Source organism: Amycolatopsis sp. ATCC 39116, from assembly GCF_000231075.2.
GTDB classification, from domain to species: Bacteria; Actinomycetota; Actinomycetes; order Mycobacteriales; family Pseudonocardiaceae; genus Amycolatopsis_E; species Amycolatopsis_E tucumanensis.
The window spans coordinates 323781-346972 of record NZ_AFWY03000001.1 but is presented as its reverse complement, the minus strand read 5'-3'; the positions used below and the strand labels follow the sequence as shown (position 1 = coordinate 346972).

Here is a 23192-nt window from a genome sequence, read left to right as displayed (position 1 = left end):
ACGAATGACGACCGATGAACAAGAGCGGGACCTGCGTCACCGCAAGGTGCGGGACGCCATGGCCGAGACGGGCCTGGACCTGCTGCTCGCATTCGGACCGGGCTGGCGCCGGGAGAACGTGCGGTACCTGTCCGACGCCAGGGTGACCGGCAGCGCCGCGTTCGTCGCACTGCCCGCCACCGGCGAGGCGAGCGCGTACTCGACGCGGCGGCAGGACGTGGCGGAGATCGCGGGCCGCGGCTGGGTCACCGACGCGCACTTCCTCGACCCGGCCGAGCCGGGCGAGTTCCGCACCCGGCTCGGCGACAGCCGCGCGCGGCGGATCGGCATCGCCCACTACGAGCTGCTGCCCTCGATGCTGCTCGACCTCGTCCGGGAAGCGCTCCCGGCCGCGGAGATCGTGTCGGCGACGGCGTTGCTCGACCAGGCGCGCCTGGTGAAGAGCGAGTGGGAACTGGCCCGCATGCGGCGCAGCGCGAAGGTGTGCGCCGCGGGGTGGCAGGCGTTCGTCGACGTGCTCGAACCCGGCCTGCCCGAGTACCGGGTGGTGGCCGCGGTGGAGGCCGAGATCAAACGGCTCGGCGCCGAGGACAACTTCATGCTCATCGCCTCCGGCAAGGACGAGGTGCGCGGCATGACACCGCCCTCGGACCGCCGGCTGGAGGACGGCGACATGGTGCGCACCGAGCTCACCCCCCAGATGGACGGGTACTGGCTGCAGATCTGCCGGTCCGCCGTCGTCGGGACCGCCAGCGACGCGCAGAAGCGGTCGTTCGACCTGTTCAACGAAGCGGTCGACGCCGGGATGGCGGTCGTCAAGCCCGGCGTCACCGCGCACGAGGTCGCGGTGGCGCAGAACGACGTGTTCCGGCGGCACGGCTACGGCGAGTACTGCACCAGCCAGTACACGCGGGTGCGCGGGCACGGGCACGGGCTGCACATGGACGAAACGCCGATCATCGAGGGCAACCACACCGTACTGCCGGAGAACTCGGTGTTCATCATCCACCCCAACACCTACACGCCGATCGCCGGCTACCACGTGCTCGGCGATCCCGTCCGCGTCACCGCGGACGGCTGCGAGGTCCTGGTCGAAACCGAGCGCAAGCTCTTCCAAACCAACGAGGTGAACGCCTGATGAAGCGAGGTCTCGTCGTCCGCGATCCGGGGGAGATCCCGGAAACCGAGTGGCGCCAACGCATCGGCGCAGTGCGCGAGCAGCTGACCGCGGAGGGCGTCGAGGTCGCGCTCTGCTACGGCGACGTGCACCGCTCCGACGACATCGCCTACCTGACGAACCTGTGCATCTACTGGAACGAGGGGATGCTCGCGATCCCCGCCGACGGCGACCCCGCGCTGCTGACGAAGCTGTCGCCGCGAGTGCATCCGTGGATGCGGCGCACCTCGACCCTCACCGAGCTGCGCAGCGGCAAGGCGTTCGGCGCGCTGGTAGGCGGTTTCCTCGACGACCGGCAGCCCGGCACGCTCGGCCTTGTCGACGCCGCCCTGTGGCCGGCCCCGCTGATCGAGGAGGTCAGCGCCGCGGCTCCCGGCTGGGTGGTGCGTCCGCTCGACGGCCTGGTCCGGCGGTTCCGCCTGCGGCCGTCCGAGGCCGAGAAGACGCTGTTGCGGCAGGCGGGAACGGCGCTCGCCGGCGCGGTGTCGGCGGCCACGGTGAGCGGGCTGTCCCACCGGGAACGGGTCGCCGCCGCCGAACTCCATGCCCGCGACGCCGGGTTCACCGACGTGCTCGTCCGGGCGAGCGACACGTCCGTCGAGATCACCGGGCAGTACCGCACCAGCTGGCTGCGCGTGGCCCGGGACCCGGCCCTGGCGGCGGATCTGCGCGCCGCGGTGGGCGCCGTGGCCGACGGGGTGCGCACCGGCGACGTGCCTGCCCGCGTGGTGCACCACGCCGACCTGTCCACCGACGGCGAGTACCTCGGCCGATCGCCCGACCGCGTGCTGGGCGCCGGTGAGGTGGTCGTGGTCGCCGTCGAGCGCGGCGACGCCGTGGCGGCCGACACCGTGCTCGTCACCGCCACCGGCGCGGAATCCCTGACCGGAAAGGAAGTTCTCGCATCATGAGAATACTGTCGAACGCGGATGTCGAGCAGGTCCTCACCCCAGCAGAGACCATCGGTGCGCTGGAGACCGCCTACCGCGAGCTCGCCTCGGGCCTGGGCGCGAACCGGCCCCGCAACCACACCTACTTCCCCGTCGAGGACCCGCGCCACCCCGGCTTCCGCTACCGCTTCAAGTCCCAGGAAGGCGGCAATGTCTCCAGCGGTGTGTGGGCCCTGCGCATCACCTCGGACATCGCGGGCGTGGAGACCCTGCCCAGCGGTGTCCAGCGCCGCAGGCTGATCCCGGCCGCGCCCGGCGGCCGCTACGTCGGGCTGGTCACGCTCTACAGCATGGAGACCCTGGAGCCGCTGGCGATCCTGCACGACAGCTTCATCCAGAAAATGCGCGTGGGCGCCACCTCCGCGCTGGGCATCCGGGAACTGTCCAACGCCGACGTCCGGGTGGCGGGCATGTTCGGGTCGGGGTGGCAGGCCGAGGCGCACCTGGAGTGCCTGCTGATGGTGCGGCCGGACATCGAGGAGGTGCGGGTCCACAGCCCGACCCCCGAGCACCGCAAGACGTTCGCCAAGACCTGGAGCGAGCGCACCGGACGGCGGATCGTCGCGGCCGAGACTCCGCGCGAGGCCGTCGAGGGCTGCGGGATCGTCACCTGCGCGACCGCGGCGATGGACCCGTGCTTCGACGGGGCCTGGCTCGACCCGGGCACCCACGTCACCGCGATCACCTCCCCGGACGGCACCGCGACCCGCCGCGAGCTCGACGACGCGACGTTCGACCGCGCGGACCGGATCGTCGTGCTCTCCCGCGAGCAGGTCCACCACGACAAGCAGTTCGACATCCTCGGCCCCGTGGAGCGCGGGCGGATGAAGTGGGAGGACATCAAGGAGCTCGGCGACATCCTGCTCGAGGACGGTCCCGCCCGCGCTCGCCGCGACGACGTGACGATCTTCGCCAACAACACCGGCATGGGCATCCAGTTCGCCGCCGTGTGCGCTCGCGCGCTGAAACTCGCCGAGCAGCGCGAACTCGGGCACGTCGTGCCCACCGACTGGTTCCTGGAGGAGACGAGCCCGTGAGCGAGACTCGAACCGGAGGCGCGCCGATCGTGTTCGGCGACGACGTGAACACCGATGTGATCATCCCCGGCCGGTACCTGGTGAGCATCGACCCGGAGGAGCTGGGCGAGCACGCGTTCGAGCCGCTCGGTCCGGACGTCCAGGAGCACCTGCGGCGCAGCGACGTCGTGGTCGCCGGGCGCAACTTCGGCTGCGGCAGCGCCCGCGAGCAGGCCGCGAGCTGCCTGATCGGCGCCGGCATCAAGGCCGTGGTGGCCGCCTCGTTCTCGCGGGTGTTCTTCCGCAACGCCATCAACACCGGCCTGATCGCGGTGGAGTGCCCCGGCGCGGTCGCGGCCGTCGACGGCGCCACGCCCGTCTGGGTCGACCCCGAAGCCGGCGTGGTGGAGGTGGGCGAGCGGAGGTTCTCCTTCGCGCCCTATCCCCAGGGCATCCAGGACATCCTGGCCGCCGGCGGTCTGATCCCCTACCTGATGCGGAGGAACGCATGACCGCGAAGACGTTCGCGCAGAAGGCGCTCGAGCGCGCCTCGGGCGAGACGGACCTCGACCCGGGGCAGATCGTGGACGCCTACCCCGACCTCTACATGAGCCACACGGCGAGCTGGCGCTGCATTCGGACGCTGGAACGCATGGGCGTCTCCGAACTCTACGACGTGGACCGCATCGCGATGGTGATGGACCACATCTCGCCCGCCCAGACGGCGAAGACGGCCGCCGACCACCAGCTGTGCCGCGAGTTCGCCGCGAAGATGGGCGTGCGGAACTTCTTCGACGTCAACGCCGGCATCGCCCACATCGTGCTGATGGAGAAGGGGCTGATCAAACCCGGGCAGCTGGTGATCGGGACCGACTCGCACTCCACGATCTACGGCGCGCTGGGCGCGTTCGGCACCGGCGTCGGGTTCAGCGAGATCACCGCCGCGTGGGTGACCGGGAAGTTGTGGATGAAGGTGCCGCAGAGCATCCGGATCGACGTCGACGGCGAACTGCCGCCAGGGACCTACCCGAAGGACGTCATGCTGCGGCTGATCGGCGACCTCGGGGCCGACGGGGCCACCTACTGCTCGGTCGAGTTCGGCGGCTCGTTCACCGGGGCGATGTCGGTGTCGGAGCGGATGACGTTCTGCAACCTGGCGATGGAGATGGGCGCGAAGAACGCCTTCGTCGCCCCGGACCCGACCACCCTGGCCTACCTCGACGAGGCGGGCGCCGGGGACTACGACGTGCTGTTGCCCGATCCGGGCGCGCGGTACGAGCGGCAGCTCACGGTCGACGCGTCCACGTTGCAGCCGCAGGTCGCCGTCCCGCACACGGTGGACAACGTCGTCGGCGTGGACGAGGTCGCGGGCACGAAGGTGAACCAGGTGTTCATCGGCTCGTGCGCCAACGCCAAGTACGACGACCTCGCCATCGCCGCCCGGGTGCTGGCCGGGCACCGGGTGGCCGACGGGGTGCGGCTCATCGTCACCCCCGCCTCGGCCACGGTGATGGCCAGGGCGGCGGCCGACGGGATCCTCGGCACGCTCATCGAAGCGGGTGCGATGGTCACCAACCCGGGTTGCGGCGCCTGCGCAGGCAACGGCGGCGCGATGGCCGACGGCGAGGTCACCTTCTCCACCGCCAACCGCAACTTCCAGGGCCGCATGGGCAGCTACGACTCGAAGATCTACCTGGGCAGCCCGGCGACGGCGGCGGCGACCGCGATCCGCGGCAGCATCGCCCACCCCGCCGAGATCGTGGCGGTGGCGCGATGAACACCGTCGAGAAGATCCTGGCCCGCGCCGGCGGGCGCTCCTCGGTCGAGCCCGGCGAGATCGTGATCGCGAACGTCGACCGGCTGATCATGCACGACCTGTCCGGCTACCTGACCGCGGGCGTGTTCGACCGCATCCCCGGCGCCCAGGTGCGTTACCCGGACCGGGTGGTGATGGTGTTCGACCACCAGTTCTCGCCGCCGACCGAACGGCAGGCGGAGGTGCTGGAGTTCAACCGGGAGTGGGCGCGGCGGCACGGCATCCACCTGTTCGACTGCGGCAGCGGGAACATCCACCACGTGCTGGTGCGGCGCGGCCTGGTCAAGCCCGGGATGATCGTGGTCGGGTCCGACAGCCACACGCCCGTGCACGGCACGGTCGGCGCGCTCGCGGTCGCACTGGGCAACGACTCGCACGCCGGCACCGTGCTGCCCTACGGCAAGGCGTGGTTCAAGGTGCCGCAGACGGTGCGCATCGAGCTGTCCGGCACCCCCCGGCCGGGCACGACGCCGCGTGACATCGCGCTGTGGCTGGTCGGGCGGATCGGCGAGGGCGAGCTGAACTACGCGGCCCTGGAGTTCGCCGGGCCGTACGTCAAGCAGGTGGAGTTCTGGGACCGCTGGCTGTTCCCGCTGCTGTGTGTCGACCTCGGGGCCAAGTGCGCCTTCGCCGAACCCGAGGGCACCGGAGAGCCGGCGCGGGTGCTGCGGTTCGATGTCGGCGAAGTGGTGCCGCAGGTGGCCTGCCCGCCCACGGTCGGCAATGTCCGCCCGGTCGGCGAGGCCGCGGGCACCCCGGTCGGCTGGGCCGAGCTCGGCGGGCACGGCGGCGGGCGGCTGGAGGACATCCGGACCGCGGCCGCCGTGCTGCGGGGACGGAAGGTGCACCCGTCGGTGCGGTTCAACATCGTGCCCTCGAGTCGCGAGGTGTTCTCCGAGGCGATGCGCGAAGGGCTGGTGCTGCCGCTGCACGAGGCAGGCGCGACGTGGTTCCCGCCCAGCACCGGGTCGAACCAGGCCATCAACATGGGCGCGATGGCGGCGGGGGAGCGGATGATCTCGACGCATTCGCGCAACTTCCCCGGCCGCAACGGCAGCCCGGAGGCGGAGATGTACCTGGCGTCCGCGGCCACGGTCGCGGCGTCGGCGGTCGCGGGGGAAATCACGGAGGTGGGAGCATGAGGTTCACCGGGCGCTGCTGGAAGTTCGGCGACAACATCCCGACCGACCGGCTCGTCAAGTCGGAGCACGTGTTCGAGCCGATGGCGGAGATCGTCAAGCACGTGCTGGAGGACCTCAACCCGGAGTTCCCGAAGCGGGTGCGGCCCGGCGACATCGTGGTGGCCGGGCGGCACTTCGGCCAGTCCTCCGGCCGGGCGATCGCGACGAAGGCCCTGAAGGCGACTGGCATCGGGTGCGTCGTGGCGGACACGTTCGCGCGGACGTTCCACCGCAACTGCTTCGAGATCGGCCTGCCCGCGCTCGCGCTGGACGGGGTGAGCACGCTGGCAAGTGACGGTGACGAGCTCACCGTGGACATCGCCACCGGGGAGTTCCGCAACGAGACCACCGGCGCGACACGCACGGCCGAGCCGGCGGACCCGTTCCTGCTCGAGATGCTCGAAGCGGGCGGGCTGATCAAGCTCGCGGCGCAACGCAGCGAGTTGTTCGCCTGAGCAGGCCAGGGGACGGGGTGGCCGCCCACCCCGGCCCCGTGGGGCGCGGTCAGCGGGACGGCGCGCCCAGCCCGGGTGCCGGACCTCACCCGTCGCGGACGAGGACCGCGGATCGCGTGGCGGCGACAGTGGGGGAGTGCTTGCCGACGTGGGAGGCCCGATATGTGTCGCTGGCTGGCGTATTCCGGTTCGCCCGTGCGCCTCGACGAGCTCCTCTACAAGCCCGCGAACTCGCTCGTCCTGCAGAGCAAGCACGCGCGCCTTGGTGCGGAAACCACGAACGGGGACGGGTTCGGTGTCGGGTGGTACGGCGCCGTGCCGACTCCGGGGGGTGTTCCTGAGCACCGAACCCGCCTGGAACGACCGCAATCTCCGGGAGATCGCGGCGCAGCTCGAATCCGGGCACGTGTTCGCGCACATCCGCGCGTCGACCGGATCGGCGGTGCAGAAGACGAACTGCCATCCGTTCCGCCACGGCCGCCGGCTGTGGATGCACAACGGGCTCATCGCCGGGTTTCCCGCCGTGCGACGCGAGCTCACCCTGGCCGTCGACCCGCTGGTCTTCCCGGAGATCCAGGGGTCCACGGACCCGGAGATCCTGTTCTACCTCGCCGTGACCTTCGGCCTGGAGGCCGATCCGGTCGCCGCGGTGGCCAGCGAGGCCCGGTCGAGGTCGCTGTTCCACAGCGTCGACGTCTCCACGCTCCGGCACCAGTACCCGGACAACCCGGCGCTGCACGTGCTGTCCGACGACGCGCGGCTCGTGGTGTCCGAGCCGCTGGGCGAACTGCGTGGCGCGTGGCGGGAGGTGCCCGAATCCACGTGCATCGTCGTCCACGGCGGCCGCGAAGAGCTGCGCCCGTTCACTCCGGTGGCCCCAGCGGCAGCGACCGCGGACGGCGTCAACTGTCCGGTACCCCCAGCACCTCGAGAAAGGCAGCGGCCGCCGGGGTGAGGCCGGCTGTGCTCCAGATCAGGTGCTCGACCCGGCCGGGCGCGTCGGTGACCGGCACCGTCGCCACGCCGGACAACTGCGGCGCGTACGTCGACGGCAGCATCGCCACCCCGAGGCCCTCCCGGATCAGCCCGGCCATCAGCTCGGCCGTCGTCACCTCGAACGCCACCTCGCGGTGCAGACCGGCCGCGGCGAAGGCCTGGTCCGACTGGGCCCGACCCGGTGTGCCCGCGGTGAAGTCGACGAACTGCTCCGCCGCGAGCGTGGCCAGATCCACCGACGCCCGCCCCGCCAGAGGGTGCCCGGGCGCGACCACCGCGACGTGCCGGTCCCGCGCCAGCTCGTGTCCCCGCACGCCCTCGGGCCGCGCTGTGACGGGCAGGCCGAGGAACGCCAGGTCCAGCGCGCCCTGCCGGACCTGCTCGAGCAGTTCGTGGCTCGCCGCCATCCGCAGGCCGACCCGCACCTGCGGGTAGCGCCGCCGGAACTCGCGCAGCGCCGCAGGCAGGTCGACCGCCGCGACCGTCGGGATCACCCCGAGGCTCAGCCGCCCGCGCACCTCGCCCACCGCGGCCGCCACCTCCGCCGCCGCCCGCTCGGCGAAGTCCAGGCACTGCCGCGCCGCGGGCAGGAACGCCGCGCCCGCCGCGGTCAGCCGCACCCGGCGGCTGGTGCGGTCGAACAAGCGCGCGCCCAGCTCCCGCTCCAGACGGGCGATCTGGTGGCTGAGCGCCGACTGCACCACGAGGCACCGCTGCGCGGCGCGGGTGAAGCTGCCCGTCTCGGCCACCGCGACGACGTAGCGCATCTGCTGGAGTTCCACCCATCCATCGTGCATCACGATGGATCACTTGACGAACATGTGTTGGACTCATCGATCGCGGACGCCAAGACTGGAACCGTGAAACTCCGCGACACCGCACTGGCCGCCTTCGCGCCCGTGGTCTGGGGCTCGACCTACGTCGTCACCACCGAACTGCTGCCGCCCGCGCACCCGATGTTCGCGGGCCTGCTCCGGGCGCTGCCCGCGGGCCTGATCGCCCTCGCCGTCACCCGGACGCTGCCGCGCGGCGCCTGGTGGTGGAAGGCCGCCGCGCTCGGCGTGCTCAACATCGGCCTGTTCTTCCCGCTGCTGTTCGTCGCCGCCGAACGGCTTCCCGGCGGCGTCGCGGCCACCCTGGGCGCCACGCAGCCGCTGGTCGTGGCCGTGCTCGCCGTCGCGGTGCTGCGGGAAAGCCCGTCGGCGTGGCGGTTCGCGTGGGGCGTGACCGGCGTCGTCGGGGTGGGCCTGGTCGTGCTCGGCCCGGCCGCCGGCTTCGACGCGGCCGGGATCCTGGCCGGGCTGGGCGGCGCGGCGACCATGGCGCTGGGCGTCACGCTCACCAAGAAGTGGGGCCGCCCCGCCGGGGCCGGTCCGACCGCGTTCGCCGCCTGGCAGCTGACCGCGGGCGGGCTGTTCCTGGTGCCGGTGACGTTCCTGGTCGAGGGCGCGCCACCCGCGGTCGACCTGCCCGCCGTGCTCGGCTACGTGTGGCTCGGGCTCGTCGGCGGGCTGCTGGCGTACGTGCTGTGGTTCCGCGGGATCACCCGGCTGCCGGTCACCTCGGTCGCGGTGCTCGGCCTGCTGTCGCCGATGGTCGCCGCGCTGCTCGGCGTCGTCGTGCTCGGGCAGACGCTCGGGCCGGTCCAGCTCACCGGGTTCGCGCTCGCCCTAGCGGCCATCGTCGCCGGGCAGCGTTCCGGAGTGCAGATCCGCCAGCACGGCCGCGGCGGCGCGGCGGCCGGACACCAAGGCGCCCTGGATGGAGCTGGTGTCCCGGTGGTCACCGCACACGTAGCGGCCCGGCGCGAGCCGAACCGGCTGCCGTAGCGGGTGGCCGGCCGGCATGACCGGCAGCGCCCGCGCGATCGCGTAGGTCTCCACCAGCTCCCAGTCCGTGGTCGTCGTGTCGTAGACCTGCGCGAGCGTGGTCCGCACGTGCGGCTCCAGCTCGTTGCCGGTGTCGCAGCGTTCCGGCACCGACGCGGCGACCAGCGTCTGCCCCGGCGGCGCGTACCCCGGCGCGACCGCGCTGATCACCGCCGTGTTGAGCAGCAGTTCGCCGCTGTCGGTGAGCAACGTCGGCTGCCGCAGCGGCGGGCGGCCGCTCGTCCGGTAGTAGTAGGTCGTCACCGCGTGCCAGTCCGGCTCGGGCACGCCCAGCAGAGCCTCGGGCGCGGCCACCACGACCGCCCGCGCCCGCACCTCGCCGCGGTCGGTCGTGACACCCTCGCCGGAGATCCCGGTCACTCGCACTCCACATCGGACGGTCCCGGGCACCAGGTCGCGGGCGAGCAGGTGCGGCAGCGCGCCCATCCCGGACGCGGGCAAGGCGCCGCCGCCACGCAGGAAGCTCCGCCACACCAGGTGGAACGCCCGCGCCGAGGTCCGCAGTGGACGGTCCAGGAACACACCGGCGAGGAACGGGCGCAGCACCTCGTCGACCGTCCGCGGGCTGACCCCGCGGCGGGCCAGGTCCTCGGCGATCGTCGAATCCTCGCCCGCTTTGAGCCGACGGGCGGGCGCGAGCACGTCCCGCGCCGACATCGCCAGCAGCGCCGCGACATCCCGCGGCCGCCCGGCGCCGAAGGCGAGCAGGTCCCGCACCGCGCTCCGGTGCCGCCACGGCGGCGCGAGCGCCTGCCCGTCCGCGACCACCCCGGGAGTGAAGTACTGCAGCCGCAGCTCCGAGACGTCGACCATCTCGCGCACGGCCGGGTAGGCGGGCAGCAGCACCTGGAACCCGCGGTCGAGGCGGAAACCGTCGATCACGTCGGTGCGCACCCGGCCGCCGATGTCGTCCCCGGCCTCGCACACGAGCACGTGCAGCCCGGCGCGCTGCAGGGTCCGGGCCGCGGCGAGCCCGGCCAGCCCCGCACCGACCACGACGACCTCGGCCCGCTCCACCATGTCCGCCCTCCTCGGAGCGGGACTACCACGGACCGCGCGGGCGCAACCCTCGCGCCAAGAACCGTGCTATCGTTAGTGGCACAAACATTTGTCAGCCTAATGAAATACCAGGAGTCGAGATCCCATGATCACCACCGAAACCCAGATCCGCGAACTCGCTGACCGCGCCGAACTCGCGGACCTCGTCGCCCGCCACAGCCTGTGGATCGACGAACACCGCTACGACGAAACCGACCGGCTGTTCACCGAGGACGTCGTCGTCACCTCCGCGCGCGGAGAGGCCCAGGGGATCGAGGCGCTCGTCGACCTCGCGCGCTCGAACCACGACACCTACGCCCGCACCCTGCACAGCAAGTCCAACCTCGTCATCGACGTCGACGGCGACACCGCCACGGTGCGGGCCCACGACATCGCGGTGTTCGTCCTCGACGACAAGACCGAGGCCATCGCCGCCGGGATCCACCACTACCGGGCGCGCCGCACCGAGCGGGGCTGGCGCTTCGACCACCTCGTGATCAGCCCGGTCGCCCTGACCGGCGCACTCGACCGGGCCCGTTGACCGTCACCGGCTCTCCGCGGCCATCCGCACTCCGAGGGCGACCAGAACGGTCCCGCTGATCGCGTCGAGCCTGCGGCGCACCGCGGACCGGCGGAACCACCCGCCTGCCCGGCCCACGGCGGCCGCCAGCGCCAGGTACAGCACGGTCTCCAGGGCCACCTGGAACACGGCGAGCAGCGCGGTCGTGGCGAACAACGGACGGCCGTCGGGCACGAACTGCGGGTAGAACGCGATCATGAACGCGGCCGCTTTCGGGTTCGCCAGCATGACGAGCGCGCCCTCGGCGAAGGCCTTGGCCCAGCCCTTGGCCGACGCCGTGGGCGGCTCGTCAGCGGGCGCGGCCGGGCGCCAGGCCGACCGCCACGCCTTGACCCCCAGGTAGATCAGGAACGCGGCGCCGACGATCCGCAGCACGAGGAACGCGACCTCGGACGCGGCGACCAGTGCCGCGAGCCCCGTCGCGGCGAACAACGCCCACAGGTACAGCCCGGCTTCGAGGCCGAGCACGGTCGGCACCGCCCCGCGGAACCCTCGCACCGCCGCCCGGCGCAGGATCAGGGCCATCGCCGGCCCCGGGGAGGCCGAAATCAGGACCACGGCCAGGGCGAAGGCGGGCAGCACCGCGAGGAGATCCATGCCCGGCATCCTGCCCGCGGCACGACCGTGCTTTCAAACGAAATCGGAGTAAGGCGGCGCGACCGTGATCGCCGCGGCGGCCCGGACGGCGCGGCCAAGCCGGCGCAGCCGAATCCGGCGTGAGCGTCGGGACGGCCCGTCGTGCCGCGCTGCGTCCCGGCGCGCACAGCGACTGCGCGTCCCTTGACGGGCGAGCGGTCGTCAGTCCAGCTCGTCGAGCGCCGCCACGGCTTCCCATCGCGCGCCCAGCGTGTTCAGCAGCCCCGCGACGTCGACGTCGCCCGAATCCGAGCCGAGTAGCGCCTTGTCCAGGCGGCGCGCCCGGCGGTTCACCTGAGTGAGCACCGCCGAGCCCTCCTTGGTGAGCGACAGCAGCTTGCGGCGCGCGTCGCGGGGCGACTCGACCCGCCGGATGAGGCCGCGTTGTTCGAGCCTGCGGCACAGGTCCGCCATCGTGGACGTGTCCAGGGCGACCGCACCGGCCAGGGAGCTCTGGTCGCTCCCGGGGTAGGCGCGCACGGCGGACAGCACCGCGAACTGGGGACCGGTCAGCACAGAGTCCACGTGGCGGTTCCACGCGGCCAGGTAGGCCTGGTACATGCGGCGGGCGCCGTAGCCGGGGGCGGCCAGGAGATCCGGGGGCGGCGCCGGTGTGACGGCCGGGGCTCCCCGGCCGCGTCGGCCTGCCCGCACTGGCTCACCCATCAAGACCCTCCCCATGACTTCAGGCTCGCGGCTTCCCGTGATCCTACGTGTCCGGACTATTGCGCTCGTGTTGCAGTCCTGCTTCTCGCCCGCGAACTCTTGCGTATCCGGATAATACGTGTTCGGATTATAGGCGGAGGTGGTCACCGATGGACCAGAACCTGTTCAACGACATCTGCTTACGCCAGCTGACGTTCTCCGGGGTGCACGAGGGCGAGACCGTGGTCGTGCTGACCCGCGGCGGCGAGCGGGCCGAGTACGCCGACGCCTTCCTGTGGGCCGCCCAGCAGCTGGGCGCCGCGACCTACCACATGCGACTGCCCTCGCCGGTCAGCGCGTCCGGCGCCTGGGCGGTGGGCGACTCCGGGCTCGGCAACATCCCCCGCGCGGTCGAGGCGCTCAAGGACGTCGACATGGTCGTCGACTGCACGTTCCTGCTGTTCAGCAAGGAACAGTTCGCGATCCAAGAGGCCGGCACGCGCATCCTCACCGCCGTCGAGCCGCCCGAGCTGCTGGCCCGCCTCATGCCCACCAAGGAACTCCGCGAGCGCGTGGAGATCGGCGCGGAGCTGCTGGCCAAGGCGAGCACCATGCGGATCACCAGCCCGGCGGGCACCGACGTCACCTACCGGCTCGGCGTGTACCCGACCATGTCGGAGTACGGCTACACCGACACCCCCGGCCGCTGGGACCACTGGCCCGCCGCGTTCGTGTTCACCGGCGGCGCCGACGACGGCGTCGACGGCAAGATCGTGCTCTCGCCCGGCGACGTGCTGCTGCCGTTCAACACCTATGTGCAGACCCCAGTGGAGATCACCATCGAGGAGGGCTTCATCCGCGACATCCGCGGCGGCGCCGGATCGTCCGGTTTGGACGCCGACCTGCTGCGCTCCTACATCGAAAGCTTCCACGACCCCCGCGGCTACGGGATGAGCCACGTGGGCTGGGGCCTGGACGAACGCGCCCACTGGCACGGCCTGACCCAGTTCCCCGGCGGCATGGGCATGGAACTGCGCAGCTTCTACGGCAACGTGATGTTCTCCATCGGCCCCAACAACGAGCTCGGCGGCCCCAACGACACGCCGTGCCACTTCGACATCCCGATGCGCGGCAACTCGCTCTACCTCGACGACGAGCTGATCGTCGACGCCGGCGAGCTGACCGTCAAGGACATGCGCCCGGCGGAGAAGCGATGACCGACCACCACATCGGGATGATCGTCCCCAGCTCGAACCTCACCATGGAGACCGAGCTGCCGCGGATGCTGCGCGCCCGTGAGGAGACCGAGCCCGGAGACCGGTTCGTCTTCCACTCCGCGCGCGCTCGGATGCAGCACGTCGACCCGGAGCAGCTGCGCGCGATGAACGCGCAGGCGGGACGCGCGGCGGCCGAGCTCGCCGACGCCCGCCCGGACGTGGTCGCCACCGCGTGCCTGGTGGCAATAATGGCGCAAGGCCCCGGCTACCACTGCACCGCCGAGGACGACATCACCCGCGTCCTGCGCGCCGAGGGCTGCGCCGCGCCCGTCGTGTCCAGCGCGGGTGCGCTGCTGTCCGGCATCGCCGCGCTCGGCGCGCGCAAGATCGCGATCATCACCCCCTACCTGAAGCCGCTGACGCAGGCCGTGGCCGACTACATCGAGGACGCCGGGGTCGAGGTGGTGGACGCGCTGTCGCTGGAGGTGCCGGACAACCTCGCCGTGGCCCGGCTGGACCCGGCCGACCTGCGCGAGCACCACCGCAAGCTCGATCTGTCCGAAGTGGACGCGCTGGTGCTGTCCGCGTGCGTGCAGATGCCGTCGCTGCCGTCGATCCAGCCCGTCGAGGACGAGATCGGAATCCCGGTGCTGTCGGCGGCCACCGCGACCACGTACCGGATCCTGACCGAGCTCGGGCTGGAGCCGCGCGTGCCCGGCGCCGGGCGGCTGCTCGCGGACACGGGCGACGAGACGAGGAGGCCGGCATGAGCGCGAGCCAGTCGTTCGAAGTCGTGGTCGTCGGCGGCGGCCTCGGCGGCCTGTGCGCGGCCTTGTCATTGCGGCAACGAGGACTGCGGGTCACCGTGGTCGAAGCGGCGCCGCAACTCGGCGAGATCGGCGCCGGCATCCAGACCGCCCCCAACGCCAGCCGCATCCTCATCGGACTGGGCCTGCGCCCCCAGCTCGAACGGGTGCGCACCGAGCCGCAGGACCAGGTCCGCCGCCGGTGGGCCGACGGCAGCATCATCGCCCAGCTGCCGCTGGGACAGCGGGTCACCGACACCTACGGCGCCCCGTACTGGCACTACCACCGCGCCGACCTGCACGGCGTGCTGCTGGACGCGTGCGTGGACCCGGACGGCCACGGCCCGGTGGTGCAGGTCGCGACCGGTGCGCGGGTCGTCGAGCTGGACCGCGCCCAGCCGGAACGCCCGGCCGTGATCACCGCCGACGGCCGCCGCTTCACCGGCGACGTGGTGATCGGCGCCGACGGCATCCGCTCGGCCGTGCGCGACCTCGCCGGGTTCGACGACACCCTGGTGTTCTCCGGCGAGATGGCCTACCGCGCGCTGATCCCCGGTGACCTGGTCGCCCAGGACCCGGCCACCCGGTTTCTCGTCGACCGCTACCACTCGACCATCTGGTACGGCCCGGACAAGCACCTCGTGCACTACATGATCCGCGGCGGCCAGTACCTCAACGTGGTCGCGATCGTGCCGTGCAGTGAGACGATCGAACGGGAGTGGAGCGGTCCGGCGACCGCCGCCGAGCTCGCGGCGGAGTACCAGGACTGGGACGATCGGGTCCCGACCGTGTTGTCGAAGGCCAAGGACGAGGACGTGTCGGTGTGGGCCATGTACCGGCGCCGGCGCGACCCGGTGTGGGTGGACGGGCGGGTCGCCCTGCTCGGCGACGCCTGCCACGCCATGCTGCCCTACCAGGCGCAGGGCGCCTCCCAGGCGATGGAGGACGCCGCGGTGCTCGCCGAGGAACTGGGCCGCGTCACCCGCGACGGGATCGACGGCGCCCTGATCCGCTACGTCGACCGGCGCGCCAAGCACGCGGGGATGGTCCAGGACGCCTCCCTGCAGAACATGAGCTTCTACCACCTCCCCGACGGCCCCGAGCAGCGCGAGCGCGACGAGAAGCTGCGCCGGTTCGACGGCGAGTCCGACGTGTCCTACGACTGGCTCTGGAACGGCAGCCCGCTCACCGATCCGGACACCGAGTCCATCCACTACCAGTTCGCGCGCTGAGGCGGGCGAACTGGCCGACAACGGCAACGGAGCGATTCATGCGTACCGGAGATCAGATCGTCCAGGACCTGCCCTGGCGCTGGAGCGTGCAGGGCAAGATCTTCCTCATCGGTGGGCTGGGCTACATGTTCGACGCGTGGGACGTCGCGTTGAACGGGTTCCTCACCCCACTGGTCGGGGCCGAGTTCGGGTTGTCGCCGGGGCAGAAGGGGCTGGTGGCGACCGCCAACCTGATCGGCATGGCGGTGGGGGCCGTCGTGTGGGGGACCGTGGCCGACCGCATCGGCCGCAAACGCGCGTTCAGCATCACGCTGCTGGTGTTCGCCCTGTTCTCCGTGCTCGGGGCGCTGTCGCCGAACGTGGAGGTCTTCCTGGCCCTGCGGTTCCTGGCCGGGGTGGGGCTCGGCGGGTGCATCCCGGTGGACTACGCGATCGTCAGCGAGTTCTCCCCGCGGCGGCACCGCGGCCGGGTGCTCTCGGCGATGGACGGCTGGTGGCCGGTGGGCACGACACTGGCCGCCGTCACGGCAACGCTGCTGGTCCCGGTGTCCGGGAACTGGCGCTGGATGCTGGTGCTGATGATCCTGCCCGCGCTGTTGCTGTTCTGGGTCCGGCGCGGAGTCCCGGAATCCCCGCTCTACCTGGTGCGCAAGGGCCGGGAAGCGGAGGCGCGCGCGGTCATCGACGACCTCGTCCGCCGCACCGGCGCGCCCGCCGAGCCGTACTCGATCCCGCCGGCCGTGGTGGAGGACAAGCGCGGGGGAGCGCTCGCCGCCGCCTTCGACCAGCTGCGCCGGGTGTGGGCGTTCAACCCCCGGATCACCGCGGTCGCCTGGTCGTTGTTCATCAGCGTCATGCTGGTCTACTACGCCGCCCTGAGCTGGATGCCCTCGATCCTGCGCGCCCAGGGGTTCGGCGAGATCGCGGCCTTCGCCTCCACCGCGCTGATGAACGCGCTGGGCATCGTCGGCGTCGCGGTGGCCGTGCTGCTCGTGGAGAAGGTCGGCCGCAAGCGGATCGTCGCCGTCGCCGGGCCACTCGCGGCGCTCTCGCTCGTGGTGTTCTCCCTGCTGCTGGGCTCGCCGACCGGCGCGGTGATCGCGATCGGCGCGTTCGGCATGCTGGCGCTGGTGGTCATCCCGGTGATGTACGCCTACGTGTCCGAGCTGTACCCGACCGAGCTGCGTGCCTCCGGGTTCGGCTGGGCGTCGTCGTCGAGCCGGGCCGTCACCGGCTTCGCGCCGCTGGTGTTCGGCAGCCTCCTGTGGCCGGTGCTCGGGCTGCCGCTGACATTCACCGTGCTGGGCGGTCTCGTGGTGGCCGCGGTGGTGTTCATGATGCTGGGGGCGCCGGAGACCCGCGGTCGCGAGCTCGACCGGATCGCGGAGCCGGTGAACCCCGTGGCGCCCGCGAAAACCACGCAGGTGCCGTGAGCGAGGAGAGGTCCAGACAGTGAAGCCCGCCGCGTTCGCCTACCACCGGGCCCACGACGTCCCCGACGCCATCGGCCTGCTCGGCGAGCTCGCCGCGGCCGGGGAGGAGCCGAAGCTGATCGCCGGCGGCCAGAGCCTGGTCCCGATGATGAACTTCCGGCTCGCCCGGCCGACGGCCCTGGTCGACCTGGGGCCGTTGCGCCGGGACCCCGCGCTGACCGGCCTGCGGCGCGAGGGTGCGCAGCTGGAGATCGGCGCGCTGGTCACGCACCGGACGGTCGAGGTGGCGAAGCTGGGGCCGGGCTTCGACGTGCTCTCCCGCGCCATGCGGTGGGTGGGGCACCTGCCGATCCGCTCCCGCGGCACGGTGGCGGGCAGCATCGTGCACGGCGACGCCACCGCCGAGTGGTGCCTGCTCGCGCTCCTCCTCGACGCCGTGATCGTCGCGGAGGGGCCGGGCGGGCGGCGGGAAATCCCGGCCGCGGAGATGTTCCACGGGTTCTACACCACCGCCGTCGAACCGGACGAAGTCGTGACGGCGGTGCGCTTCACCCGGCCCGCGCCGCGGGCGGCATTGACCGAGTTCGCCCGCCGCCACGGTGATTTCGCGATCGTCGACGTGGCGGTCAGTCTGGACGGCGACGGCAGCCGGGTGGTGGTCGGCGGGGTGGCGCCCGCGCCCATCCGGGTCCCGGAGGCCGAGGCCGTCCTCGCCGCGGGCGAGCCCGGGCCGGAGCTGTTCGCGGCGTGCGCCGACGCCGCGGCCGCCGCGGTCGACCCGCCCGACGACGCCGCCGGCAGCAGCGCCTACCGCCGCCGGCTCACCCGGACCCTCGTCGCCAGTGCGCTGCACCAGGCCTGGCAGGAAGGAGTGACGCGATGAGCGACGCAGCTCCCGAGTTCGACGGGCGAGGCGGACGCTGGGTCGGCGCGTCGGTGCCCCGGCGGGAAGACCCGCGCCTGCTCACCGGACGGGGACGCTTCGTCGACGACATCCAGCTGCCCGGCATGTTGCACGCGTGCTTCGTCCGCTCGACGATCGCGCACGGCCGGATCACCGGGATCGACCTGTCGGCCACCCTGGCGGTCGACGGGGTCGTCGCCGCCTACACGGCGGCCGACCTCGACCTCGGCGACATCGTCGCGCTGCTGGACCGCCCGCCCGAGGAGTTCGCGCCGACCGCGATGCCGATCCTGGCCAGGGAGAAGGTGCGGTTCGTCGGCGAACCGGTCGCGCTGGTCGTCGCCCGCGACCCCTACGTCGCCGAGGACGGCGCCGAACTGGCCGTGGTGGACTACGAGCCCCTCGGCGCGATCGTCTCCGAGGAGACCGCGCTCGCTCAGCATGCGCCCCTGGTCCACGAGGAAGCGCCCGGCAACGTGCTGCTGGATGTGTCCATGTTCGACACCCCGGGGGTGGACGAGGCGTTCGCGGACGCCGGGTGCGTGGTCGAGGTCGTCACCCGCAGCGGACGGCAGAACGCACTCCCGCTCGAAACGCGCGGGGTGCTCGCGTCCTGGGACGACCACGACGACCAGCTGCTCGTGCAGATGTGCACCCAGGTCCCGCACCAGGTGCGCACCGCGCTCGCCCGCTCGTTGCGCGTGCCCGAGCGGACCGTGCGCGTCACCGTCCCCGACATGGGCGGCGGGTTCGGCCAGAAGTGCGTGGTCGGCCGCGAGGAGATCGCGGTCGCGGCCGCGGCCCGCCGGCTGCACCGGCCGGTGAAGTGGATCGAAGACCGGCGCGAGGCGCTGACGGCCGGATTCCTGGCCAGGGAACAGCGCTACCGCACCAGGGCCGCGTTCGACGCCGAGGGGCGCATCACCGCGCTGGACGTCGACATCGTGTGCGACATGGGCGCCTACTCCTGCTACCCGTTCACCGCCGGGATCGAACCGCTGATGGCTTCGGCGGAGATGCCCAGCGTGTACCAGGTGCCCGCCTACCGGGTCCGGGCCCGCGCCATCACCAGCAACAAGGCGCCCACCGCGCCCTACCGCGGCGTCAGCAGGCCGCAGTACGTGATGGCGATGGAACGGGTCATGGAGCGCGCCGCCCGCGAACTCGGCCTCGACCCGCTGGAGATCCGGCGCCGCAACCTGATCATCCAGTTCCCCTACACCGGGGTCAACGCCGTCACCTACGACCCCGGCACCTACCGCGAATCGCTGGATCTGGCCGAAGCCGCCCTGCGTGACGAGGGGTGGTACGAGTTCCGGGACAAGGCCGCCGCCGAGGGCAGGCACATCGGCATCGGGTTCTGCTGCTTCTCCGAGCGCACCGGGTACGGGTCGGGCGCCTTCGCCAAGCGCAAGATGGCCGTGGTGCCCGGGTTCGACATCTCGGAGATCCGGATGGACACCACCGGCTCGGTCGTCGTCACCAGCGGCACCATGAACCACGGGCAGTCCCACGAGACGACGCTCGCGCAGATCGTCGCCGACCGGCTGGGGCTGCACATCGACCAGGTGAAGCTGCGCCAGGGCGACACCGAGCGCATCGCCTACGGGTGGGGGACCTTCGCGTCGCGGTCGGTGACCATCGGCGGTTCGGCCGTGGCGCTGGCGGCCACACGGCTGGGTGAGCTGCTGTGCCGGATCGCGGCGCACCTGCTCGACACCCAGCCGGACAACGTCCGTCTCGACGGCGAGGGCGGAGTCGTGCAGATCGACGATCCCGGCCGCCGCGCGTCGTTCGAGGAGATCGCCGACGTCGCCTACCTGCGCAGCCACCTGCTGCCCAAGGACGTCGAGCCGACGCTCACGGCCACCGCGAGCTTCGACGTGCCCGGCGACGGCACCTTCTCCAACGCCACCCACGCCGTGGTCGTGGAAGCCGATCCGGGCACCGGCGGCATCACGATCCTGCGCTACGCGTGCGTCGAGGACTGCGGCGTGGTGATCCACCCGCAGGTCGTCGACGGGCAGTGCCGCGGCGGGATCGCCCAGGGCATCGCCGGCGCGCTGTTCGAGGAGGTCACCTACGCCGACAACGGCGAACCGTCGGCCGCCAGCTTCATCGACTACCTCGTGCCGACCGCCACCGAGATCCCCGACATCACCGTCTCCCACCTGGAAACGCCCTGCGCGTTCACCGAAAACGGCGCCAAGGGCGCCGGGGAGGGCGGCACCATCGGCGCGCCGGCCGCGGTGCTGAACGCGATCAACGACGCGCTGCGCCACACCGGGGTCGAACTCGACACCACCCCGGTGCACCCGCAGACCGTGCTCGCCGCGCTCGACGCGGCAGGCGACCCGGAACGGAGCAGGCCCGCATGACCGACCGCCACCTGATCGTCCTGACCGTCAACGGCAGCGAGCACGAAGCCGTCGTCGAGCCTCGCAAAACGCTGCTCGACGTGCTGCGCCACGACTTCGGTCTCACCGGCGCGCACGCGGGCTGCGAGCACGGCGTCTGCGGAGCCTGCACCGTCCTCGTGGACGGCGAACCGGTTCGCGCGTGCCTGGTCTTCGCCGTGCAGGCCGAAGACGCCGACATCCGCACCGTCGAATCGCTCAGCCGGGACGGCGAACTCTCCGACCTGCAACAGGCCTTCCGCGAGCACCACGGTCTGCAATGCGGCTTCTGCACACCGGGATTCCTGATGCTCGCCGAGGGTTTCCTCGCCCAGCGACCGGATGCGGACCGCGACGAGATCCGCGAGGCGGTGTCGGCGAACCTGTGCCGCTGCACCGGTTACCAGACCATTGTGGACGCCGTCACGGCGACGGCGGCCCGCCGCCGTGACACCGAGAAGGAAGCGACATCGTGATCCTGGAAAACCAGCTGTCCGTCCCGGCCGACCCCGACGCGGTGTTCGCCCTGATCAACGACGTCGAGCGGGTGGCGGGCTGCCTGCCGGGCGCGACCCTCGACGGCCAGGAGGACGGCGCGTACCTGGGCCGGGTCAAGGTCAAGGTCGGCCCCATCACCGCGGCCTACTCCGGCCGGGTGCGCTTCACCCAGGTCGACACCGCCGGGCGGCGGCTGCGACTGTCGGCGCGGGGAGCGGACACGCACGGCAACGGCGACGCCGAAGCCGACGTGACGCTGACCGTCCGCGAGGGCCCCGGCGGCGCCACCATCGACCTCCGCACCGACCTGTCGATCCGCGGCAAGCTCGCCCAGTTCGGCAAGAGCGCGATCAGCGCCGTCTCGGCCCGGTTGCTCGACCAGTTCGCCCGCAACCTCGCCGGCCAGCTGAGCGGCCCGGGGGAGGAGCCCCGCCCGGCCGCCGCCCCTGCCGCGCGCACGCCGGCCCCGGCCGACGGCGGCGAGACCCTCGACGGGCTGGCGATGCTGCTTCCCCCGGGCGTCAAGCGGTACGCCCCGATCGCGGCCGCCGCGGCGCTGGGACTGTTCCAGGGCTGGCTGCTGGGCCGGATCCGCACCCAGGACAAACTGATCAAGGAGTTGCAGCGTGCCCGTCGATGACCACCGCGGACTGCACGGCGCGGAGACCGACGCCGTCTACGACCGTGCCGGGTTCGGCGCCACTGTCCCTCGTGGACAGTGCCCGGCCCTGGTCGTGGTCGACCTGACCCGCGGCTTCACCGAACCCGGTTTCCCGTCCGGGGCCGACCTCACCGCCGAAGTGACCGCGGCCGCCGCCCTCGTGAGCGCGGCCCGGCGCCGTGACATCCCGGTGGTCTACACCGCGATCAGCTACACCGCCGCCGAGGCCGACGGCGACGGCGTGGCGTGGCTCCGGAAAGCGCCGGGCATGCGCAGCCTCCGCGAAGGAAGCGACGCCGTCGCGCTCGACCCCCGGCTGGACTGCCGCGACAGCGACCACCTCGTGCTGAAGAAGGGCGCGTCGGCGTTCCACGGAACCGGGCTGGCCGCACTGCTGACCGGTCTCGGCGCGGACACCGTGCTCGTGTGCGGCGCGACCACCTCCGGATGTGTGCGGGCGACCGCCGTGGACGCCGTGCAGTCCGGCTTCAACACGCTCGTCGTGCGCGAAGCGTGCGGCGACCGGGCGCGCGGGCCGCACGACGCCGCGCTGTTCGACCTGCACGCGAAATACGCCGACGTGATCGGCCTGGACGACGCCGTGGCCTACCTGGGCGCGCCCGATCGAGCCGGCAGAAAGGTTTCCTGACATGGTGTTCCCGTCCGAGTCCCCGGCCGCCCGCACGCTGACCCAGCCCGCGCTGGCCGACCTCGCCGACATTCCCGCGACCAGCCGCTGGGTCCGGTCGGGTGCGGTGCGGTTGCACGTGCTCGACTACGGACCGGACGACGGTGTCCCGGTCCTCGTGCTGCCCGGCATCACCAGCCCGGCGATCACGATGGACTTCGTGGCGCGGGAGCTCACCGATCTCGTGCGCCCGCTCGTGCTCGACGTCCGCGGCCGGGGACTGTCCGACAGCGCGGACACCGAGCCGGCGGGCTACGACCTGGACAGTTACGCGGCGGACGTCGACGCGGTCGTCTCCGGCCTCGGCCTGCGACGGCCCATCCTGCTCGGGCATTCGATGGGGGCGCGGATCGCGGCGCGGGCCGCCGTCACCGGCCGCCACGAGCTGCGCGGCGCGATCCTGGTCGACCCGCCGATGAGCGGCCCCGGGCGCGGCGCGTACCCCACCACGCTGGAGGCCTTCCTCGGGCAGCTCGACCAGGCCCGCCGCGGCACCGATGCCGACGAGGTGGCGCGGTCCTGGCCCCGGTGGCCGCGCCGCGAGCAGGAGCTGCGCGCGCGGTGGCTGTCGTCGTGCTCCCGCGCCGCGATCGCTGCCACCCACGCCAGCTTCGAGTCCGAGGACTTCTTCGCCGACTGGCCGCACGTGCCGGCCCCGGCGGTGCTCCTCTACGGCGGCGACAGCCCGGTCGTCACCGCCGACGGCGCCGCCGAAGCCGCCCGCGCCAACCCGGCCGCCGAACTGGTGCCCGTGCCCGGCGCCGGACACATGGTGTTCTGGGACGAGCCCGAAACGGCACTGGCCACCCTGCGTGACGCGCTGCGGAAACTCTGAGCCCGGTCGCTCCACCCCGCGGCGATGCCACCGTCGACGAGGTCATCGAGGTGCCCGGCGCCGGCTCGCTGGTCGTCTGCAGCGTAGGCCGAACCCGCGTCCCTGGCCGGACTGCCCGGGTTCCGCTGACCGTCGGTTACCAG

23 protein-coding genes and 1 pseudogene are annotated in these 23192 nt (G+C 72.3%); 20 read left to right on the top strand and 4 right to left on the bottom strand.

Annotation, left to right across the window (positions count from 1 at the left end):
- The first annotated feature begins 4 nt into the window (after nt 1-4).
- The 8 genes from AMY39116_RS0301840 to AMY39116_RS42040 all read left to right on the top strand — a co-directional run bounded on the left by AMY39116_RS0301840 (nt 5) and on the right by AMY39116_RS42040 (nt 7550).
- Complete coding sequence (locus tag AMY39116_RS0301840) at nt 5-1138, top strand: Xaa-Pro peptidase family protein (RefSeq protein ID WP_020416014.1); 1134 nt, start codon at nt 5-7, stop codon at nt 1136-1138.
- Nucleotides 1138-2088, top strand: a complete 951-nt coding sequence (locus tag AMY39116_RS0301835) for a hypothetical protein (protein WP_020416013.1) — start codon at nt 1138-1140, stop codon at nt 2086-2088. Before AMY39116_RS0301840 ends, AMY39116_RS0301835 begins: the two co-directional genes overlap by 1 nt.
- A complete protein-coding gene (locus tag AMY39116_RS0301830; protein ID WP_020416012.1) occupies nt 2085-3164 on the top strand; it encodes an ornithine cyclodeaminase family protein in 1080 nt (359 codons plus the stop codon). The genes AMY39116_RS0301835 and AMY39116_RS0301830 overlap by 4 nt, the downstream gene beginning before the upstream one ends.
- Nucleotides 3161-3655, top strand: coding sequence for a hypothetical protein (locus AMY39116_RS0301825; RefSeq protein ID WP_020416011.1), 495 nt, complete (start codon nt 3161-3163; stop codon nt 3653-3655). Before AMY39116_RS0301830 ends, AMY39116_RS0301825 begins: the two co-directional genes overlap by 4 nt.
- Nucleotides 3652-4920, top strand: a complete 1269-nt coding sequence (locus AMY39116_RS0301820; RefSeq protein WP_020416010.1) for an aconitase/3-isopropylmalate dehydratase large subunit family protein — start codon at nt 3652-3654, stop codon at nt 4918-4920. Before AMY39116_RS0301825 ends, AMY39116_RS0301820 begins: the two co-directional genes overlap by 4 nt.
- Entirely contained in the window at nt 4917-6101 is a 1185-nt protein-coding gene (locus AMY39116_RS0301815) for an aconitase family protein (protein ID WP_020416009.1), read from the top strand. Before AMY39116_RS0301820 ends, AMY39116_RS0301815 begins: the two co-directional genes overlap by 4 nt.
- Nucleotides 6098-6595, top strand: coding sequence for a hypothetical protein (locus AMY39116_RS0301810; RefSeq protein ID WP_020416008.1), 498 nt, complete (start codon nt 6098-6100; stop codon nt 6593-6595). Before AMY39116_RS0301815 ends, AMY39116_RS0301810 begins: the two co-directional genes overlap by 4 nt.
- 331 nt (nt 6596-6926) lie before the next feature.
- Nucleotides 6927-7550, top strand: coding sequence for a class II glutamine amidotransferase (locus AMY39116_RS42040; RefSeq protein WP_020416007.1), 624 nt, complete (start codon nt 6927-6929; stop codon nt 7548-7550).
- Here AMY39116_RS42040 and AMY39116_RS0301800 read toward each other — a convergent pair.
- The gene (locus AMY39116_RS0301800; protein WP_020416006.1) at nt 7498-8373 is read right to left on the bottom strand and encodes a LysR family transcriptional regulator; all 876 of its coding nucleotides are present in this window, start codon (nt 8371-8373) and stop codon (nt 7498-7500) included. The two genes, AMY39116_RS42040 and AMY39116_RS0301800, sit on opposite strands and share 53 nt — an antisense overlap.
- A 78-nt stretch (nt 8374-8451) precedes the next feature.
- Here AMY39116_RS0301800 and AMY39116_RS45180 point away from each other — a divergent pair, with 78 nt between their 5' ends.
- Nucleotides 8452-9420 (top strand): EamA family transporter, encoded by a 969-nt coding sequence (locus tag AMY39116_RS45180; protein WP_235716031.1) that lies wholly within the window; start codon nt 8452-8454, stop codon nt 9418-9420.
- On the opposite strand, the pseudogene AMY39116_RS42035 reads toward AMY39116_RS45180, so the two are convergent.
- Nucleotides 9367-10500: pseudogene (locus tag AMY39116_RS42035) on the bottom strand (FAD-dependent oxidoreductase); the annotation flags it as partial. The gene AMY39116_RS45180 and the pseudogene AMY39116_RS42035 overlap by 54 nt on opposite strands.
- 124 nt (nt 10501-10624) lie before the next feature.
- Between AMY39116_RS42035 and AMY39116_RS0301780 the strand changes: the two are divergent.
- Nucleotides 10625-11059: a nuclear transport factor 2 family protein gene (locus AMY39116_RS0301780; protein ID WP_020416002.1), complete on the top strand. Its 435-nt coding sequence runs from the start codon at nt 10625-10627 to the stop codon at nt 11057-11059.
- 3 nt (nt 11060-11062) lie between these two features.
- Here the strand turns inward: AMY39116_RS0301780 and AMY39116_RS0301775 are convergent, their stop codons facing one another.
- Both AMY39116_RS0301775 and AMY39116_RS0301770 read right to left on the bottom strand, forming a co-directional pair.
- Nucleotides 11063-11695, bottom strand: coding sequence for a LysE family translocator (locus tag AMY39116_RS0301775; RefSeq protein ID WP_020416001.1), 633 nt, complete (start codon nt 11693-11695; stop codon nt 11063-11065).
- 201 nt (nt 11696-11896) lie between these two features.
- Entirely contained in the window at nt 11897-12400 is a 504-nt protein-coding gene (locus AMY39116_RS0301770; protein WP_027935545.1) for a MarR family winged helix-turn-helix transcriptional regulator, read from the bottom strand.
- Nucleotides 12401-12549: 149 nt separating this feature from the next.
- On the opposite strand from AMY39116_RS0301770, the gene AMY39116_RS0301765 reads away from it, so the two are divergent.
- Genes AMY39116_RS0301765 through AMY39116_RS0301720 form a run of 10 tightly spaced genes read left to right on the top strand, consistent with a single transcriptional unit; the run spans nt 12550 to nt 23049 of the window.
- Nucleotides 12550-13596: a leucyl aminopeptidase gene (locus tag AMY39116_RS0301765; RefSeq protein WP_020415999.1), complete on the top strand. Its 1047-nt coding sequence runs from the start codon at nt 12550-12552 to the stop codon at nt 13594-13596.
- Nucleotides 13593-14366, top strand: coding sequence for an aspartate/glutamate racemase family protein (locus tag AMY39116_RS0301760; protein ID WP_020415998.1), 774 nt, complete (start codon nt 13593-13595; stop codon nt 14364-14366). The genes AMY39116_RS0301765 and AMY39116_RS0301760 overlap by 4 nt, the downstream gene beginning before the upstream one ends.
- Nucleotides 14363-15634: an FAD-dependent oxidoreductase gene (locus AMY39116_RS0301755; RefSeq protein ID WP_020415997.1), complete on the top strand. Its 1272-nt coding sequence runs from the start codon at nt 14363-14365 to the stop codon at nt 15632-15634. The genes AMY39116_RS0301760 and AMY39116_RS0301755 overlap by 4 nt, the downstream gene beginning before the upstream one ends.
- Before the next feature lie 38 nt (nt 15635-15672).
- Entirely contained in the window at nt 15673-17067 is a 1395-nt protein-coding gene (locus tag AMY39116_RS0301750) for an MFS transporter (protein WP_020415996.1), read from the top strand.
- Between the two features lie 19 nt (nt 17068-17086).
- Nucleotides 17087-17950: a xanthine dehydrogenase family protein subunit M gene (locus AMY39116_RS0301745; RefSeq protein WP_020415995.1), complete on the top strand. Its 864-nt coding sequence runs from the start codon at nt 17087-17089 to the stop codon at nt 17948-17950.
- Entirely contained in the window at nt 17947-20349 is a 2403-nt protein-coding gene (locus tag AMY39116_RS0301740) for a xanthine dehydrogenase family protein molybdopterin-binding subunit (RefSeq protein ID WP_020415994.1), read from the top strand. Before AMY39116_RS0301745 ends, AMY39116_RS0301740 begins: the two co-directional genes overlap by 4 nt.
- Complete coding sequence (locus AMY39116_RS0301735; protein WP_020415993.1) at nt 20346-20843, top strand: (2Fe-2S)-binding protein; 498 nt, start codon at nt 20346-20348, stop codon at nt 20841-20843. Before AMY39116_RS0301740 ends, AMY39116_RS0301735 begins: the two co-directional genes overlap by 4 nt.
- On the top strand, nt 20840-21505 hold the full coding sequence (locus tag AMY39116_RS0301730; RefSeq protein ID WP_020415992.1) for an SRPBCC family protein: 666 nt from the start codon (nt 20840-20842) through the stop codon (nt 21503-21505). Before AMY39116_RS0301735 ends, AMY39116_RS0301730 begins: the two co-directional genes overlap by 4 nt.
- Nucleotides 21492-22175 (top strand): isochorismatase family protein, encoded by a 684-nt coding sequence (locus AMY39116_RS0301725; RefSeq protein WP_020415991.1) that lies wholly within the window; start codon nt 21492-21494, stop codon nt 22173-22175. The genes AMY39116_RS0301730 and AMY39116_RS0301725 overlap by 14 nt, the downstream gene beginning before the upstream one ends.
- A 1-nt stretch (nt 22176) precedes the next feature.
- Nucleotides 22177-23049 carry an alpha/beta fold hydrolase gene (locus tag AMY39116_RS0301720; protein ID WP_020415990.1) on the top strand — a complete coding sequence of 291 codons (873 nt, stop codon included), beginning with the start codon at nt 22177-22179 and terminating at the stop codon, nt 23047-23049.
- The last annotated feature ends 143 nt before the right edge of the window (nt 23050-23192 follow it).